This is a genomic window from Pseudalkalibacillus sp. NRS-1564 (assembly GCF_050467905.1).
GTDB lineage: Bacteria > Bacillota > Bacilli > Bacillales > Guptibacillaceae > Guptibacillus > Guptibacillus hwajinpoensis_B.
This window is the reverse complement of sequence record NZ_JBITPM010000019.1, coordinates 18,666-35,923: the sequence shown is the minus strand read 5'-3', so window position 1 is coordinate 35,923 and position 17,258 is coordinate 18,666. Positions and strand designations below refer to the sequence as shown.

The following is a 17,258-nucleotide window of genomic DNA, read 5'->3' as shown; positions in this document are numbered from 1 at the left end:
TGATTATCACCATTGAAGTCAATAACAGATCTGCAATTAGTGTGACTTTTCTGCCACCATACTTGTCATGTGTCCAGGCAAGATTTTATGCGCACTATAGTCAATCGACACCTTTTGAACTGGTCGCATCATTTCTTTCAAAATAGCCGGTAAAACAGATGTTAAATACGCTTTAAACTTAATATATGATTCACCAGTAGATCGAACCTGGTACGTAATTGGAACTTCTTTAACTCTAAATCCTTTTCGAACAAGGTTTAATGTAATGACTTGTGCATAGTTGTAGTCATGAATGATTTCTCCATGCTCCATAGCTTGTCTAGAGAAAACTCTCATCCCAGACTGACCATCATAAATCCACCTTTGTAAAAGAAGGGACTGAATAAATGTAAAACAATAATTGCCTAAACGACGATGAAGTCGCATCCCATCAATCGTACCTTTAAAACGAGAACCCATCACATAGTCTGCCTCCCCTTTGAATAGAGGTTCGAGAAGGTCAGCTAATTGCCAGGCAGGGTATTCATTATCCGCGTCAAGCATCACACCTATGTCAGCACCTAATTCTACAGAATAGGAAAGCCCCTTTCGAACTGCGGCACCAAGACCCTGATTGTTATCAAAAGAATAAATATAGTTAGCTCCAGCCTTTTTAGCTACTTCTACTGTCCGATCTGTTGAGCCATCATCGATCACGAGAACGCTCACCTGAACAGAAGGATGAATACTTCTGGGAATTTGCTTAATCACTTCTCCAATGGCATGCTCTTCATTATGCGCGGGTAAAAAAACAATCACATGCTGTTTCATTTGATAATGTCTTCCTTCCTATCCTGAAGCGCTTCTTCTAGTATCGCTCCTCTACTATGTGAAGGGATAGGGGCACCTAATAAATGAGCAACGGTTGGCGCTACTGAAGTAAGACTATGCCTTTCTTCTACAATTTTCCCCTTTTCGATAAATGGCCCATTCATAAAGAATGGAACAAATCGTTCTCCTTCATCTAGATGACCATGTCCCCCAATGCCATCTGCTTGTCCATGATCGGCACAAACAATGAGTGTTGTATTTTCCATAAACCCATTCACTTCAAGAAAACCAACGTAATCTTCCACTAATTTATCAGCTTCTTCAATTTTTTGAATGTAATCATCATACAAGACTCCTCTCGCATGACCAGTTTGGTCGGTCCCAATAAGCTGTACAGTGAAAAAGTCAGGGTTTTTATCTAACATAATCTGACGAGCGCCCTCCATAATTTTCGTATCAGCCACATCGTTATTCATAACTGCCGTTACAGTATCTACGTCATCTCCCATAGCATCAACAAGGTGGGCAATACCGAGTAACCTTCCTGTTTTCCCAACTTTTCTTAACGAATCAAAGATCGTCTCTACTTTCACGCCAAGATTCCAAACCATATTGGACTTAATACCATGCTCAAGAGGATATGTACCTGTCATCATCGAGGAGAAGCAAACAACTGTACGCGCAGGGTATACCGTCTCCATTTGACTGTATTCTGTCCCATTTTTCTTTAATGAATCAAGAAAAGGCGTATTGGCTTCCTGGAATCGTTCTTTTCGCATTCCATCGATTACAATCATAATGACACGCTCATTAGTCGACGTAGGTGGCACAGCTTTCGTATAATCTGATTTAATTGCGGGCTTCCAGTCAAATAAGTAATGGTGAAGAATAAAACTAAATAACCAAATTCCTGCATAAAAGAAAACAAGAGTCGTCCATTCAAAAGTCATTTCATTCTTTACTGAAGAGTCAATAACCATCACCCATAATGGTAGAATTAATAAAAACTTCGGAAGTTGTTCTTGCGCGTTACCACTAGTAGAATCACTATTCTTAAGCACTAACTTCCAAAAACGAGTGAAGTTAAGCCAGCTCGTTCCAATTCGAAGATGGTAATAGAATGTTCCCCAGAAAAAGACAGTAAAGAAAAAATAGAGACCTATACCTAGCATGGCTACTTGAAGTGAAAATGAATCAAAAATCAGCAGGTACCCAATTAGAGGCATCCATAAATAATTTCGTAAAAATAATGGGTAATCATAAACGTAGTAGAGTACTAAAAGAGGCAATACGACGCCTAGTCCAACAAAGAAAGCCCCCCAGAACTCTATAGAAGTCCATTGTGAAATGTAAAATAACAAAATTGTCCCTGTAACAAAGATTGGTGTAAATGGCTTACCTTCATTTAACAGATTCCAGCATCTTGCTGCTATCTTTTCAAAGCCTGACGCTTGTTTCATGATGTTTCTCCTTTCTTATTCATAAACGACTTCAACTCCTGTAATCGAAGAGGATAAAGATAGAACGCCACTAATCCAGCGCCAAAAGAATAAATATACTTAAATGCATGCGTGACAATCGCAATTGAAAGGGCTTCTTCCCATCCGAAACCTACCCGATTAAGTGAAAAGCTCATCACACTTTCGTAAGTCGCAAAGCCACCTGGAGCTAATTGAAAGACACCAGATCCGACTGATAATGATGTAACCCACATGGCATCTGAATATGTAAACAGATGTCCAATAAGACTCGCTACGCTAAATACGACGATTCCTTCAGCTACCCAGCTTATACAAGATAGCGTTAGAACAAGCACCATATGTGGTGAACTTACAAGAGTCTGCATGGTAGTTATCTGCTTATTAAAAAAAGAAGCAGCGTGATGTTTTTTTAGATAGATAATCACCCCACTCACGGTAACACCAAAAATAACAAGCGCTGTTATGAAAAAAGTCAGGTTGATATCAATCCCAATAAGGTCCGCCCCAATAACTGAAAAAACCCCCAACCAGAAGAGATCAATTAACCTGAGAACGAGCACGGATTGAATAGCCATTCCCCATCGCCCTTTTTGTTTCTGCGCAAGCACTCCCATACGCACAGCCTCTCCGCCCTTGAAAGGAAGTAGATGGTTAAAAAAGAGACTATAAAAAACCCCTGCTAAATAAACCCTAATTGATATATTCTTATCAACAAGTAATCGCCAGCACCAACTACGCAGTAAAAAAGAACATGTGTATCCAGTTATCATAGCGATTAACCACCATGGTTCACTTAGCAATTCAGAGGTAAGAGCTAAAAGACTCGACAGATTAAACTCTTGAAAAAGAAGGAATCCAAATGAAATGAATAGGCCAATTCCAAATGACCACTTTAATAAGCGTGATATTTTTTTGCCCATTCGATTGTCCTTCTTAATCCTTCCTCAAACTTCACCTTCGGAGTATATCCCAATTCTTCCCTAGCCTTACTAATACCGCTCCATGTATGCCTTACATCCCCTGGACGAAATGTTCCATCAAGTATTTTCGCATCAGGAAAATAGACACCAAGCGAAGTAATAAGTTCATTAAGCTGAATCGGCGTACCCGAACCGAGATTATAAATCTCTGATATTCCTTTTTGTTCGAATGCTAATGTTATACCTGTAACAATGTCATCAATATACGTAAAGTCCCTAGACTGGTCACGATCATAAACAATGATTTCCTCCCCCTTTATTAACTTATTAATAAATAGAGGAATCGCCATATCGGGACGGCCCCATGGCCCATACACTGTAAAAAATCGTAAAACCGTTAACTTAAAGTCGTAAAGCGATTGATACGCATGGCAAAAAGATTCTGCTCCAGCTTTAGCAGCTGCATACGGAGACTTCACTTTGCCATTTGCCTCATCTTCTAACACCGGGCCATTCTCACGATTACCGTATACTGATGAAGAAGAACCAAATAAAACATGGGGGACTCCCGCATCACCCGCAGCTTTTAATACATTTACCACTACTTTGATATCTTGATCAATATAGTCATGTGGATGTGTTAATGAATATTGAACTCCTGGAAGTGCAGCAAGATGAACCACCTTATCGTAAGAATGCTCTTTGAAGTGAGCATCCGTTTTTTCATGATCTAATAAATCAAAAACGTGAACTTTAATTGACCCAGCTTTTTTCACTTCTTCTAGATGTTCTTCTTTTCGATTAATATCATAATAGGAAGAGAAATGGTCAATGATTGAGACATCGTGACCAGCTGTTAAAAGCGACTTTGCAAGGCTACTTCCTATAAAACCTGCCCCGCCAGTAATGAGTATTTTCATCTCAGGCACTCCTATATTTTTCAGTGTTTCAAATTAATCCGTCCTACAAGAGAAATGGCCGCATTTAGCGGCCATTTCAATCTAAAGCTATTCTACTACACTTTCTAGTTCGGTCAAAATGCGATCACTTAGCTTTTGCACTTCATCTGCATTCTCACTAGCAACTGCATCAAACCAGTTTTGTGCGTCTTCATAGACTGCATCCGTTTCCTCTTCACCGATTGCCTCCATTAATGGCATTTCAATCGCTTTTAAGAATACATTGGCTTCCATTGCAGCTTCTTTACCTTCAGAAAGCTTGTCTTCTTTAGCTAGCTCAGCTACTTTCTCGTGATATCCTTTGATTTTTCCTGTAAACGCTTTTGCGAACAAACCGTTTACTTCATCAGCTTTGATTGCCTCTGGATCGTTACTTATATCGAATAATTCACTTAACTTCTCAGCCGCTTCTTCATCGCCGCCTGAGAGTGATCCTTTTATTGCTTGATAAAAACCGAGAGCTTCTGTTTGCATCACTTGTAACTCATCTGTTTCACCAGTCTTTACCGCTTCTTCAATCTTTTCTGCATAGGAATTAGAAGCTAAGTAGTAGCTCTTATAAATGGACTTATCCGTTACTTGCTTCGTCACAGCAAAATCTTCCATATTCCCTTCAGAAAGCGCCTGTTCCTGCGCTGATAGGCCATTGTTAATATTCTCAACAATACTTGAATCTCCATCAAGTTCATAGTAGGAGTCGCGTTTTTCGGCTGTAGGAACAAATACTTTTTCTGCTAGTAACTGTATTTCTTCAAAATGAAGCATAGCCTCATCTTCTTTGTTAGCATCCTTCGCATCAATCACTGCCTGTTGAAGGGATTTTTGCTTTTGATAAAAGTATGACTGTGTCCCTTTATCAATGATCTGACGAGCTACATTCTTATCAAGCTCTCCAGATTTTCCAGCTTGAATTCCAGTAGAGATAAATGTATCAAACTCATTATCAATTTCATTCACAGCGCTCTTTAAGTCACTAGTGTAGGTAGTTTCAACTAACTCCCAATCTACTTCTTGATCTTCCTTCATTTTGTTTAGTTCATTAGTAATCGTCTGATAAGCTTCTACTTGTTTCGTAGTAGCAGCGCTTTCAATTGACATCTCACTAGACTTATCATCAGAATTCGTTTGTTCTTGCTTAGAACTGTTATTTTCTGTGTTTGTAGCATTTTCAGAATCATTACCACAAGCAGCAAGAACCGTAGCTGCAAGCGTAATAGAAGTGAATAGCATAGCCGATTTCTTCATTATGTAAAACTCCTTTTCGTCAGGTCTTATATCCATGATGATTATATCGAGAACGATTATCAGTGTCAATACCGTTTCATTTGAAGATAACAAAAAAAACACCCTGATCCTAAAACAGATCAGGGTGTTTGAAACTTAACTAATTATTGATGCTTAGAAAGCGTCTGTGCAAGTGCTTCTTTTGGTTGGAAGCCGACAACCTGGTCAACTACCTCACCATTTTTGAATACAAGTAGTGTTGGGATACTCATTACCCCAAATTTACTTGCTGTTTCCTGATTTTCGTCAACGTCAAGCTTTACAACTTTTACGTCGCTCATCTCAGAATCAAGCTCTTCTAGTACTGGAGCAATCATTTTACAAGGACCACACCATGGTGCCCAGAAGTCTGCAAGAACGAGACCTTCACTTGTTTCTTGTGCGAAACTTTGATCTGTTGCGTGTACGATAGCCATACTGTATCTTCCTCCTTAAACATTATCACTTGAGTTTACCAGGTTAAGGCCGGTTGCCTCAGTGTGCTCTGCCAATTTGATTTCATATCAATAGGCACAAAATGAGTATATCATTAATACTCTTTCTGATTCCATTCTTTTGACTTAATTTCATTGTTCCCTATCTCTTCATTAATAAAACGAGCCTGAAATAATGAAATAAGATCGTAATGATCTCTATACAAAAAGCGAGCTAGATAAGCTCGCTTTTTTTCTTAGCTTGTTTGCAATACTTTCTTAAACTCTTGTGTAAGTAATGGTACAACCTCAAAGAGATCACCAACAATACCATAATCTGCAACATTAAAAATGCTTGCTTCAGGGTCTTTATTAATTGCTACTATCACTTTCGAGTTAGACATTCCTGCTAAGTGTTGAATAGCACCAGAAATACCGCAAGCAATATAGAGGTCAGGTGTAACTACTTTCCCTGTTTGCCCAATCTGAAGGGAGTAATCACAATAGTCAGCGTCACAAGCACCGCGGGACGCGCCTACAGCAGCACCGAGAAGATCCGCAAGTTCTTGAAGTGGTTCAAATCCTTCTTCACTTTTAACGCCTCGGCCGCCGGCTACAATCACTTTTGCTTCTGAAAGGTCAACACCTGATGTAGATTTACGGACCACTTCTTTCACGATCGTACGAAGGTCCTTTATTTCTACGGTTTCTTCAAAGACTTCACCAGAGCGTGATTCATCGATTTCAAGAGCAGAAATATTATTTGGACGAATCGTTGCAAGAACAACGCCTTCTTTTACTTTTTTCTTCTCAAAAGCTTTACCAGAGTAAATTGGACGTGTAAATACGACATCTTCACCATCAAGTTCAATACCCGTAGCATCGGAGACAAGTCCAGCGTCAAGCTTACTTGCAAGACGTGGTGCTAAATCTTTGCCCATTGACGTATGGGGCATTAAAATAGCATCCGGATCGACGCTCTGAACGATTTGCAAAAATGCCTGACCATATCCATCACTTGTATAGTTTTTAAGTTTTTCATCTTCTACTTTAATCACACGGTCTGCTCCGTAGTGAAATAGTTGGTCTGTTAAAGAACTAATACTTTCACCAGCAATTGCTGCAATCACTTCACCACCGGCTGCGATTTCTTTCCCAGCACCAATTGCTTCAAATGATACATTTCGTAATTCATTGTCACGAGCTTCTGCGAATACAAGTACTTTTTTGGCCATGTTGATTCCCTCCTATATAACTTTCGCTTCCTGGCGAAGTAATTTCACTAATTCTTCCACTTGATCTCCAATTTCACCTTCAAGTACTTTGCCAGCTTCTTTCTTTGGTGGCAAATAAACTTCAATTGTTTCCGTTTTAGCTTCGATCTCGTCTTCATCTATATCAAGATCGTCGTAGTCTATTTCTTCAAGTGGCTTTTTCTTAGCCTTCATAATCCCTGGAAGTGATGGATAACGAGGTTCGTTAAGTCCCTGCTGTGCTGTTACAAGTAACGGAAGCTGTGCTTCAACAACTTCCATATCACCTTCAACATCACGTTCCATTGTCGCTGTTGTTCCATCAATATCAAGCTTCGTAATCGTTGTTACGTAAGCGATTCCAAGTTTTTCAGCAAGACGCGGTCCAATCTGACCAGTGCTGTTATCATTAGAAACATTCCCGCCAAGGATAATGTCATATTCCTTATCTTCAAAATAAGCAGCAAGAAGGGCAGTCGTCGTATACTGATCACTCTCATCAATGTCTTCATTGTTAATGAGAACTGCCTTGTCCGCGCCCATCGCTAGAGCTGTTCTTAACTCTTTTTCAACTTCTTCGTCACCAATGCTTACAACCGTTACTTCTCCGCCATGATCGTCGCGAAGTTGGATCGCTTCTTCAATGGCATACTCATCGTATGGATTAATAATAAATTCAACGCCTTCTTCACTAATTCTCCCATTTTCAATTACGATTTTTTCTTCAGTATCAAACGTTCTTTTCATAATGACATAAATGTTCATATCTTTATCCCTCCCTGAAATAGTTCACCTTATTTATCTTGAAAGTTTGGCTGACGCTTCTCGATGAAGGCTCGAATGCCTTCTTGACCATCTTCTGAAGCAAATGCCTTTCCAAAATACTCTTTTTCTTTTTGAACGCCTTCATCAAACTTTTCTGATTTAGAATAAGTAAGAAGTTTAAGTGCATAACCAACTGCCACAGAGCTCTTCATAGCAATCTTCTCAGCAAGCTCTTTCGCTTTCGGAAGAAGCTCTTCTTCGCTATACATCTGATTCGCTAAACCAGTTGCAACAGCTTCACGTCCTGAGATTGGCTCGCTCGTTAGCAGCATCTCTGTTGCTTTTGCTTTTCCCACTAATGCTGGCAACCTTTGAGTACCTGCAAATCCCGGTACTAAACCCAGCTGTAGTTCGGGGAGACCTAGCTTTGCATCTTCAGTTACAAGACGAATATGACATGCCATTGCAAGTTCTAGTCCACCACCAAGCGCAGCACCATGAATAGCAGCGATGATCGGTTTTGGGAACGCTTCCATTTTGTCGAATAATTGTTGACCGAAGCTCCCCAAATCAGCAAATCCCTCTTCAGTGCTAACCGTTGTAAACTCTTTAATATCAGCTCCTGCTGAGAAAAACCTTCCTTCTCCAGAGAGCAATATAACCTTTGTTGCTGGATCGTTTTCAATTTGAGTGAATGCTTCTGACAATTCTCGCAATACGTCCGATGCCACTGCATTAGCTGGTGGACGGTTCAGCGTAATTTGTGCCACTTTGTTTTCAGTTGAAATGTTAATGAATTCCACTTCTCCACTCCTCTCAAAACTTTGTGACCCCAGTCAAAGCCGGGGTCTCTATTTATTTGCTTAAGCCATTGATCAAAAGATTATGAAGTGGCTTTGCAAGTGGTTCTAATTCAAATTTGTGGTCTTTCATAACCCAATTCGTTACGGTTTCATCGAGTGTCCCAAAGATCATTTGTCTTGCGAGACGAATATCTAGTTCCTCAATAAACAATCCTGATTTAATTCCCTCATGCAATATGTGATCAACGAGCGTAAGGTATTTCTTAAGTACTTCGCCAATTTGTGCTCGAAGGGCTTTATTTGTTTGTCTTAGTTCCAATTGCGTGACGATAGCAAGCTCATGATCAGAACCTAGATGTTTAAAGTGCATATCAATAAGCGTGAACAATTTATCCATTGCATTATCTTTCTTTACAATTTGTTCCTCTGTCTTATCGATAAAACTTCCCATTTTTTTCTGAAACAACGAAATTAACAAATCCTCTTTATTCTTAAAATAAAGGTAGATCGTACCGTCTGCCACGCCTGCTTCACGCGCAATTTTGGATACTTGCGCTTGATGATAACCATTTTGAGCAATGACAACAACAGCCGCATCAATGATTTTGTCGTATTTCGGACCCCTTTTTTTCCCCTTTTCAACCATATGAAGCTCTCCCTTATTCTTTATCCGGCACTCATTCAAAATGAATGAGCATTCATTCATAATCTTATTGTAGCGATACGACTATGCTATTGTCAACATAAGATTTCTGAACGAGCGCTCGGTTGGAATCGAGAGTTATTTTGCAAATACATCATATCATAATAAGCAGAAATGTGCGAATCTTTACGGAATTTTAATTGGAATTTTTTATTTAATACGTATTGATTTAACTGAAACCAAAAAACAAAACCAATCGCTACATCGATTGGTTTTGTTTAACTTTCTCTTCGTCGACTAGAACACGACGTAGAATTTTACCAACGGTTGTTTTAGGAAGTTCCTCCCGAAATTCATATAATCGAGGTACCTTATAAGCAGCAAGGTAACGTCGACAATGTTGATCTAAATCATCTTCTGTTATTTCAACGTTACTTTTTAGCACAACGAATGCTTTCACTGTTTCTCCTCTATAAGCATCAGGTACACCAATAATAACGGCTTCTTGAACTGCTGGGTGTTCATATAAAACTTCTTCAACTTCGCGTGGATAAATGTTATATCCGCCTGCTATAATCATATCCTTTTTCCGATCAACGACATAAAAGTAGCCCTTCTCATCTCGGTAAGCCATGTCACCAGTATAAAGCCAGTCATCCTTCAATACGGCAGCGGTTTCATCTGGTAGATTCCAATACCCCTTCATCACCTGAGGACCTTTTACAATTAATTCGCCGATTTCCTTCACTTCAGCTTCTTCATTTGCAGCGTTCACAATTTTTGCATCTGTGTCTGGCCAAGGTAAACCAATACTACCAACGACAGTACCATCTGATAAAGGATTGGAATGGGTTACAGGAGATGACTCAGTTAAACCATAACCTTCCACTAAACGACCGCTAATCTTCTCTTGAAATTTTTGTTGGATTTCAATTGGAAGTGGAGCTGAACCGCTAATACAAGCCTTAATAGACGAGAGATCATAGCGATCGATATTCGGATCATTCAATAAAGAGATATAAATAGTTGGTGCACCTGGAAATAAGGTTGGCTTTTGTTTTTGAATCGTTTTCAATGTATCTTTAGGTTCAAACTTTGGAAGTATGATCATTTTGGCAGCATACATAATCGATAAGTTCATCACACAAGTCATTCCGTAAACGTGGAAAAAAGGGAGAATTCCCATCACACTCTCTTCGCCATATTTAGCATCACGAATCCAGTTCTTACATTGCATCGTATTAACAACGAGGTTATAGTGTGTCAGCATAACTCCTTTTGCGAGACCTGTAGTTCCCCCAGTGTATTGAAGAAGAGCCAAATCTTCTTTGGAATCCACATTAACATGTATATCATCGTTACTACCGTTTGCCACCCATTGCAAAAAGCTATGGATTTGGTCTGTTGAAGGCATTTCAACAAGTAATCCCTGCTTCTTTTGCTTTTGCACGAGTGGATACAGAACATTTTTAGGAAAAGGTAAATACTCCTGAATCTTCGTTACAACAATGTGCTTTAGTACTGTTTTATCTTTTACTTTTAATACTTTCGGTAAAACAAGATCAAGACAGATCATCATATCCGCCTTAGAATCTCTTAATTGATGTTCTAGTTCCCTCTCCATGTATAGTGGATTCGTCTGAACGACCACTCCCCCAGCCATCAATACAGCGTAATAACTAATCACAGCTTGAGGGCAATTAGGAAGCATGATTGATACTCTTCCGCCCTTGCTCAGACCGTGATCCCGCAATGAATTCGCAAGTCGTCTTGAGCGATGAAATAATTCCTGAAATGTAAGTTCTTTTCCCAGAAAGTGAACTGCCTTTTTGTTAGGATGTTTTGTAGCTGCATCAACAAGATACGCATGAAGGGGCTTTTCCTCATACTCTATTGAAGTCGGTACTCCTTCTTGATAATAATCAAACCATTCTTTTGCGCCATTGTTTGTCAATTTTCATCAACCTCCCTTTCACGACTCCTTCCAAACCAAAACTCTCTCTATATGATAATTATAATGAAAACGCTTCAAATATCCTATCTTTTTTTTAATTTTTTGAATACATTGGCATTTTAGGTCGTAAAAAACAGACGAGCATACGACATTATTCTATCCATATTTAGGTTAAGTTGTGATAAGAGCGCACAGAATTTTGAAGAAAAAAAAGAACAGGTAAAGTACCTGCTCTTCTTGAACCATCATACAAAATAAAATAAATAAACAATGCCCGCAATAAAGAATATCCCTGATACAACCATAAGAACTTTCCATAAAGTCTCCATATGTGCTCCCCTTACGAAATTCCTGCCCCTATAACAAAGGACAAACCAATCGAAATAACCATAGAAATGAATCCTACCGCTCGATTGTCTGCTGTAATTTCTTTATCAATCCTAAATTTAGGTGTTAAAAACTCAAAGGTGAAGTAACCAATTAATAGAAGGACAAATCCAAATACTCCCCACCCCATCATGGTCACTAGTGAATCATTATGCTCAATTGAAAAACGAAAGATATTCGCAATACCAAATATTTTACCTCCAGTAGCCATCGCTACTGCAAGATTACCTTTTTGGATTTCTTCCCAGTTACGATAGGACGTTACAAATTCAAATGCTGAAAGAAACACAATCATACAAACAATCACTACGCTATAATTCGCTGCAGTTTGAAATGCGATACTCTCCCATAATTGATCCATTGTGTAAATTCCTTTCTCTACTTCAATTCAACGACAGTTACACCACCGCCGCCTTCATTCATTCCACCCATGCGAAGATTTTTCACTCGGGAATGACGTTTCAACCATTCATGGACACCTTTTCTAAGTGCACCCGTTCCTTTACCATGAATGATTGAGACCTGGTTATACCCTGCAAGTAAGGCATCGTCGATATAGCGTTCAACTTCCATTTGAGCATCTTCATACCTCTTACCTCGTAAATCAAGTTCAGTTTTCACTCGACTATCACTTCCACGAACTGTCACAAACGGCTTTCGCTCAACGACCGGTTTTGATTTAATCGCTTCAAGATCGTTTGCCTTCACATTCATTTTCATTATCCCAAGTTGAACCTGGTATTCGTTCTTCCCGACTTGCTCAACAATGTGCCCCTTTTGGTTAAAGCTAATCACTTTCACTTCATCACCTGGTTGATATGATTTAGTTTGGGCTTTTTTAGGTTTTGGTTTTGAAGATTTTAATTCGGGTTTGGCATCTTCAAGCTGCTTTTGAGCATCAATCAATTGGTGTTCTTTAACAGATCCGTTTTGGAATGTACGCAGTTCCTGAATGATTTTTTTGGCTTGTTCTTGTGCTTTTTCTACTTCTTCAGCAGCTTTCTGTTCCGCTTCCTCAAAAAGTCGCTCTCGCTGTTTTTCAAATTTCTCAAGTTGCTTTTCCAGGTCATTCTTAAGTGACTCTGCTTCTTTTCTAAGTTCAGAAGCTCCTTCTCGATCTAATTCGGCTTGCTTCTGGCTATCTTCAAGCGATGAAATCATCCGATCAACTTTGTTACTTTCGCTTGATATTTGAGATCGTGCATCCTCAATAATATCATCCATCAGCCCGAGGCGTCTTGAAATCTCAAATGCATTACTGCGGCCTGGCACTCCAATTAATAGGCGATACGTTGGGCGTAGTGTCTCAACATCAAATTCTACACTAGCATTCATCACGCCTTCTCGATTATACGCATAGGCTTTTAATTCACTGTAATGTGTCGTCGCAATAACTCTTGATCCACGTTTATATACATAATCAAGTATGGATATGGCAAGTGCAGCACCTTCCTGAGGGTCGGTCCCAGCGCCAAGCTCATCAAAAAGCACAAGACTATTGTGGTCAATGTTCTTGAGAATATGAACGATATTCGTCATATGCGATGAAAAAGTACTTAAGCTTTGCTCGATAGACTGCTCGTCCCCGATGTCTGCAAAGATATTTTGAAAGACCGCCATAGTAGATCCTTCATCAGCTGGTATATGAAGTCCAGATTGAGCCATTAGAGTAAGAAGTCCTGCCGTTTTTAATGTAACTGTTTTCCCGCCTGTGTTTGGTCCAGTAATAACAAGTGACGAATAGTCTTTCCCGAGAAATAGGGAAGAAGGGACGACCTCATCTTGAGGTAGAAGGGGATGTCTCCCCTGTCTTATTTCTAATTCCCCCTCATCATTCATGGAAGGATTCGTTGCTTTTAATTCGTTAGCATATAGGGCACGAGCAAAAATAAAATCAATATCCGCAAGTACATCAACATTATGTCTAAGCGTTTCAGAAGCTTCCGCAACATGTCCAGTCAATTCTGTTAGGATCCGCTCAATCTCAAGTTTTTCCTTAACTTTTACTTCTTTTAGCTGGTTGTTAATTGATACGACCGATTGTGGTTCAATAAACAACGTCGCACCAGAAGAGGATTGGTCGTGGACCATTCCACCAAATGAACCTCTATATTCCTGCTTAACGGGGATAACGTACCGTTCATTCCGAATGGTAATGAGCGCATCTGAAAGCATTTTCCTTGTGCTTGAAGATCGAATGAGACTTTCTAATTTCTCACGAACGCGAGATTCAAAGCTACGAAGCTGGGTTCTAAGTCGACGAAGTGCATCACTTGCAGAATCAAGCAAATCCCCGTCCTCATCTATGCAGGCGTTAATCTCATTCTCCAGCTCATTTTCAGGCATAATTTGACTAACTAAATCTCCGAGAAGAGGAAGCTCTACACCATCTTCAATCATATTATCAAGAAATGTTTTAAATCGACGACCGCCATAAATTGTACTCGAGATGTCGAGTAATTCAGATGGGTTTAGCATCCCTCCAATCTCTGCTCGCTTCACGCTTTGTCTAATATCTCGAATGCCACCAAGCGGAGCTTGACCACGAAGACGGATCACTTTTCTTCCTTCTTCTGTTCCTGCTAACTGTTGGTTAACATCTACTAAAGAATACAAAGGGGTTAACTGTTCTACTTTTTGTTTTCCTAATGAGGATGAAACGTGTTTTCCTAATCGTTCTTTCACTTTATTATATTCGAGTAGCCGTAACACTCTTTTTTGCAATGGTCGTTCCTCCTAATAAAACGGGATTTGTTTATGAGTGACGGTTAAAGAATGCTTCAAGATCTTTAGCCGTAAATGTGTTTAAGACAGTCTCTTTTCGCAGCCAGCCTCTTCTCCCAGCTGCTACGCCGATTTCCATATGCTCAAGCATGTCCATATGGTGAGCATCTGTATTAATCATTATTTTAACATGATTTTCTTGTGCTTTTTGAAGCCATTCCGCTGCAAGATCTAATCGGTTTGGATTTGCATTTAATTCAAGAGCCGTATCCGTTTCTTTCGCAAGCTTTATTAACTTATCATGGCTTAAAGCATACCCTTTCCTTTTTCCAAGTAACCTTCCTGATGGATGAGCAATGAGGTCAACATGGTGACTCCGAAGTGCTGTTTCAAGACGTGCCATTATCGTATCCTCATCTTGGGAAAAGGATGAATGAATTGAAGCAATAACAAAATCCATTTCCGACAGCATCTTATCGTCATAATCAAGTGTTCCATCAGGTAAAATATCCATTTCTACCCCTGCAAATATTCTAAAATCATTCCATTTTTGATTGAGACGATCAATCTCTTCTCTTTGATCTCGTAGCCTTTCTGGTGTCAAGCCATTCGCTACTTTAAGGTACTGAGAGTGATCTGTTATCGCGATATACGAATATCCTTTTGCTCTTGCTCGTTCGGCCATTTCTTCAATCGTATAAGCACCATCACTCCAGGTGGAGTGCATATGTAGATCTCCTTTTATATCGTTCAACTGGACTAATTCAATCTCATCTTTCTCAGCTTCTTCAATTTCACCTTTATCTTCGCGAATTTCAGGCGGAATATAGGCTAAACCAAAATGCTGGTAGAAATCCTTTTCATCTTCAAATGTAAGAACTTCCCCCGTTTCTAAAGACTCTACACCGTACTCACTAATTTTTTCGCCTTTCTTTTTTGCGATTTGCCTCATTTTCACATTATGAGCCTGTGAACCAGTAAAATGATGGAGTGTAGAAGCAAATTCTTCAGGCATTACAATTCTAAAATCTACTGAAACGCCATATTCATCGTCAAGTTCAAGTGTAATCTTCGTCTCTCCCTTTACGACTACTTTAGAAACACCTTCTAATTCAAGTAAGCTCGCTGACACATCAGCAGCAGAAGTTGTCGCTATAATAAAGTCAAGGTCTTTAATCGTTTCCCTTACCCTTCGCAAGCTCCCCGCTCTTGCAAATTTGTCAATGCTCTGGATTTCTTTTAATTGGCTTTCAATGTTTTCAGCAAGTGGTAGCATGTAGGCAATGGATAAGCGTTCAGGTCTTTTACCTGCTTCCTCAATCGCTTCAAGAATTTTATCCTCACTCTTCTTCCCAAAACCAGGGAGTTCTTGAATCTGATGATCTTCACAAGCTGTTTGTAATGTCGCCATATCAATAACATCAAGTTCCTTGTATAGCTTAGCAAGCTTTTTACCACCAAGTCCCGGTAATTTAAGTAACGGCACAAGCCCAGATGGGACTTCCTTCTTTAATGATTCAAGCGTTTCTGATTCTCCTTTTTCGAGGATTTCATTTATTACCGCTGCCGTCCCTTTTCCGATGCCATTTAGCTCAGCAGGATCTTCAATTTGCTCCATACTCCGATCATCTGTTTCGAGTGCTCGGGCCGCTTTACGAAAAGCGGATATTTTAAAAGGGTTTTCCCCTTTCAACTCCATATAAACTGCTATCTCTTCAAGGAAATGAATAACCTGTTTTTTATTCATCTTTTTCTCACCCTTCTTCATAAGATCATTACTACTATCCTATCCATATTCAAACCCAAATCCAATTAATTTATCTTAAAATAAGCGGTAGCGCTCGATTAGATCCGACAAGCGCTACCAATTTAACCAATCGTACTTATGCTAATACAAATAAATAACCCTTCTAATTGAAGGGTTATGCTACGTGTGTACTCCAGAGGTCTTTAATTTGTTCTGTCAACACAGGGGTATGCTTGACGATGCTTTCCGCAAGAAACGAATTTGATATGGCTGTTTGAACGGTTTCATTTGGAAGAAGCGCTGCAATAAATAGAAATAAAAACACGATAATGTATACTTCTACAAATCCAAGCACTCCGCCAAGCCATCCATTTACAGTTCTCAATATAGGTAAATCTGCAAGAAAGTCGAGCATAGAACCAACTATTTGCATAATAATTTTGGTACCAAAGAACAATAGCGCAAACGCAATTCCACTATAGTATGTGGCCTCTAAGTTTATAGCGTCAAACACCATTGCCGTTGAAGATGCCTCGTTGCCGAAGGACGGGTATGGAATCCATAGCTTCAAATGTGGAGCGAGATCCTTAAAATACATGTACGCAACAACAAATGAAACGATAAATCCTGCTAAATGAACGACTTGAAGGATCAAGCCTCTTCGAAGTCCAATTAGGAACCCTCCAACTAGTATAATAAAAAGAATTAGATCAACCATCTTACGTTATTCCTCTTCTCTCAGTTTTTTCTTTAACTCTTCAAGTTCTTTCTTAATCATCACATAATCATTTACAATATTAACTGCTGTTAGCACAGCAAGTCGCTTCGTATCTAAATAGGTATTCATTCCTTTAATCTCATTCATCTTCTCATCCACTAAAGTTGAGACTTCACGAATATGTTGATGACTTTTATCACCGATTATTGTATATTGTTCACCATAGATTTCCACGGTTGTACGTATTTTTCCATGACTGTCTGTCACCCCATAAGCCTCCTATCAAGAGAGAGAATCCTGTTTTACATCATAGCATGAAAATTGGTATTTTTGAAACACAGCGCTCCTGAACCATTCTTGTTCATCTTCAGATTCTGCTATAATAGGATGCAAGCCT

General features: G+C 39.4%; 16 protein-coding genes. All 16 read right to left on the bottom strand.

All coding sequences use genetic code 11. The features are described from left to right. Nucleotides 1–36: 36 nt before the first annotated feature. Complete coding sequence (locus tag ACIFPW_RS10145) at nucleotides 37–810, bottom strand: glycosyltransferase family 2 protein (RefSeq protein WP_430243959.1); 774 nt, start codon at nucleotides 808–810, stop codon at nucleotides 37–39. Beyond that, nucleotides 807–2,270 (bottom strand): alkaline phosphatase family protein, encoded by a 1,464-nt coding sequence (locus ACIFPW_RS10140; RefSeq protein ID WP_430243957.1) that lies wholly within the window; start codon nucleotides 2,268–2,270, stop codon nucleotides 807–809. The genes ACIFPW_RS10145 and ACIFPW_RS10140 overlap by 4 nt, the downstream gene beginning before the upstream one ends. Beyond that, nucleotides 2,267–3,211, bottom strand: a complete 945-nt coding sequence (locus tag ACIFPW_RS10135) for a lysylphosphatidylglycerol synthase transmembrane domain-containing protein (protein WP_430243955.1) — start codon at nucleotides 3,209–3,211, stop codon at nucleotides 2,267–2,269. Before ACIFPW_RS10135 ends, ACIFPW_RS10140 begins: the two co-directional genes overlap by 4 nt. Further along, complete coding sequence (locus ACIFPW_RS10130) at nucleotides 3,184–4,131, bottom strand: NAD-dependent epimerase/dehydratase family protein (RefSeq protein ID WP_430243954.1); 948 nt, start codon at nucleotides 4,129–4,131, stop codon at nucleotides 3,184–3,186. Before ACIFPW_RS10130 ends, ACIFPW_RS10135 begins: the two co-directional genes overlap by 28 nt. Nucleotides 4,132–4,218: 87 nt before the next feature. After that, the gene (locus ACIFPW_RS10125; protein WP_430243952.1) at nucleotides 4,219–5,415 is read right to left on the bottom strand and encodes a hypothetical protein; all 1,197 of its coding nucleotides are present in this window, start codon (nucleotides 5,413–5,415) and stop codon (nucleotides 4,219–4,221) included. Between the two features lie 143 nt (nucleotides 5,416–5,558). Further along, a complete protein-coding gene (gene trxA / locus ACIFPW_RS10120; RefSeq protein WP_194219347.1) occupies nucleotides 5,559–5,870 on the bottom strand; it encodes a thioredoxin in 312 nt (103 codons plus the stop codon). A 254-nt stretch (nucleotides 5,871–6,124) separates the two neighbouring features. Further along, complete coding sequence (locus ACIFPW_RS10115; RefSeq protein WP_194219346.1) at nucleotides 6,125–7,102, bottom strand: electron transfer flavoprotein subunit alpha/FixB family protein; 978 nt, start codon at nucleotides 7,100–7,102, stop codon at nucleotides 6,125–6,127. A 12-nt stretch (nucleotides 7,103–7,114) separates the two neighbouring features. Further along, nucleotides 7,115–7,885 (bottom strand): electron transfer flavoprotein subunit beta/FixA family protein, encoded by a 771-nt coding sequence (locus ACIFPW_RS10110; protein ID WP_194219345.1) that lies wholly within the window; start codon nucleotides 7,883–7,885, stop codon nucleotides 7,115–7,117. Between the two features lie 29 nt (nucleotides 7,886–7,914). Continuing rightward, nucleotides 7,915–8,688 (bottom strand): enoyl-CoA hydratase, encoded by a 774-nt coding sequence (locus ACIFPW_RS10105; protein WP_430243948.1) that lies wholly within the window; start codon nucleotides 8,686–8,688, stop codon nucleotides 7,915–7,917. Between the two features lie 52 nt (nucleotides 8,689–8,740). Further along, a complete protein-coding gene (locus ACIFPW_RS10100) occupies nucleotides 8,741–9,334 on the bottom strand; it encodes a TetR/AcrR family transcriptional regulator (RefSeq protein WP_430243946.1) in 594 nt (197 codons plus the stop codon). A 256-nt stretch (nucleotides 9,335–9,590) separates the two neighbouring features. Continuing rightward, nucleotides 9,591–11,285 carry an AMP-binding protein gene (locus ACIFPW_RS10095; protein WP_430243944.1) on the bottom strand — a complete coding sequence of 565 codons (1,695 nt, stop codon included), beginning with the start codon at nucleotides 11,283–11,285 and terminating at the stop codon, nucleotides 9,591–9,593. Between the two features lie 340 nt (nucleotides 11,286–11,625). Then, a complete protein-coding gene (locus tag ACIFPW_RS10090) occupies nucleotides 11,626–12,033 on the bottom strand; it encodes a DUF350 domain-containing protein (protein ID WP_430243942.1) in 408 nt (135 codons plus the stop codon). A gap of 17 nt (nucleotides 12,034–12,050) precedes the next feature. Then, entirely contained in the window at nucleotides 12,051–14,396 is a 2,346-nt protein-coding gene (locus tag ACIFPW_RS10085) for an endonuclease MutS2 (protein ID WP_430243939.1), read from the bottom strand. Nucleotides 14,397–14,427: 31 nt separating this feature from the next. After that, nucleotides 14,428–16,143: a DNA polymerase/3'-5' exonuclease PolX gene (polX, locus tag ACIFPW_RS10080; RefSeq protein WP_430243936.1), complete on the bottom strand. Its 1,716-nt coding sequence runs from the start codon at nucleotides 16,141–16,143 to the stop codon at nucleotides 14,428–14,430. Between the two features lie 175 nt (nucleotides 16,144–16,318). Next, on the bottom strand, nucleotides 16,319–16,861 hold the full coding sequence (locus tag ACIFPW_RS10075) for a CvpA family protein (RefSeq protein ID WP_226614603.1): 543 nt from the start codon (nucleotides 16,859–16,861) through the stop codon (nucleotides 16,319–16,321). Nucleotides 16,862–16,867: 6 nt separating this feature from the next. Beyond that, entirely contained in the window at nucleotides 16,868–17,128 is a 261-nt protein-coding gene (gene zapA, locus ACIFPW_RS10070; RefSeq protein ID WP_194219337.1) for a cell division protein ZapA, read from the bottom strand. Between the last annotated feature and the right edge of the window lie 130 nt (nucleotides 17,129–17,258).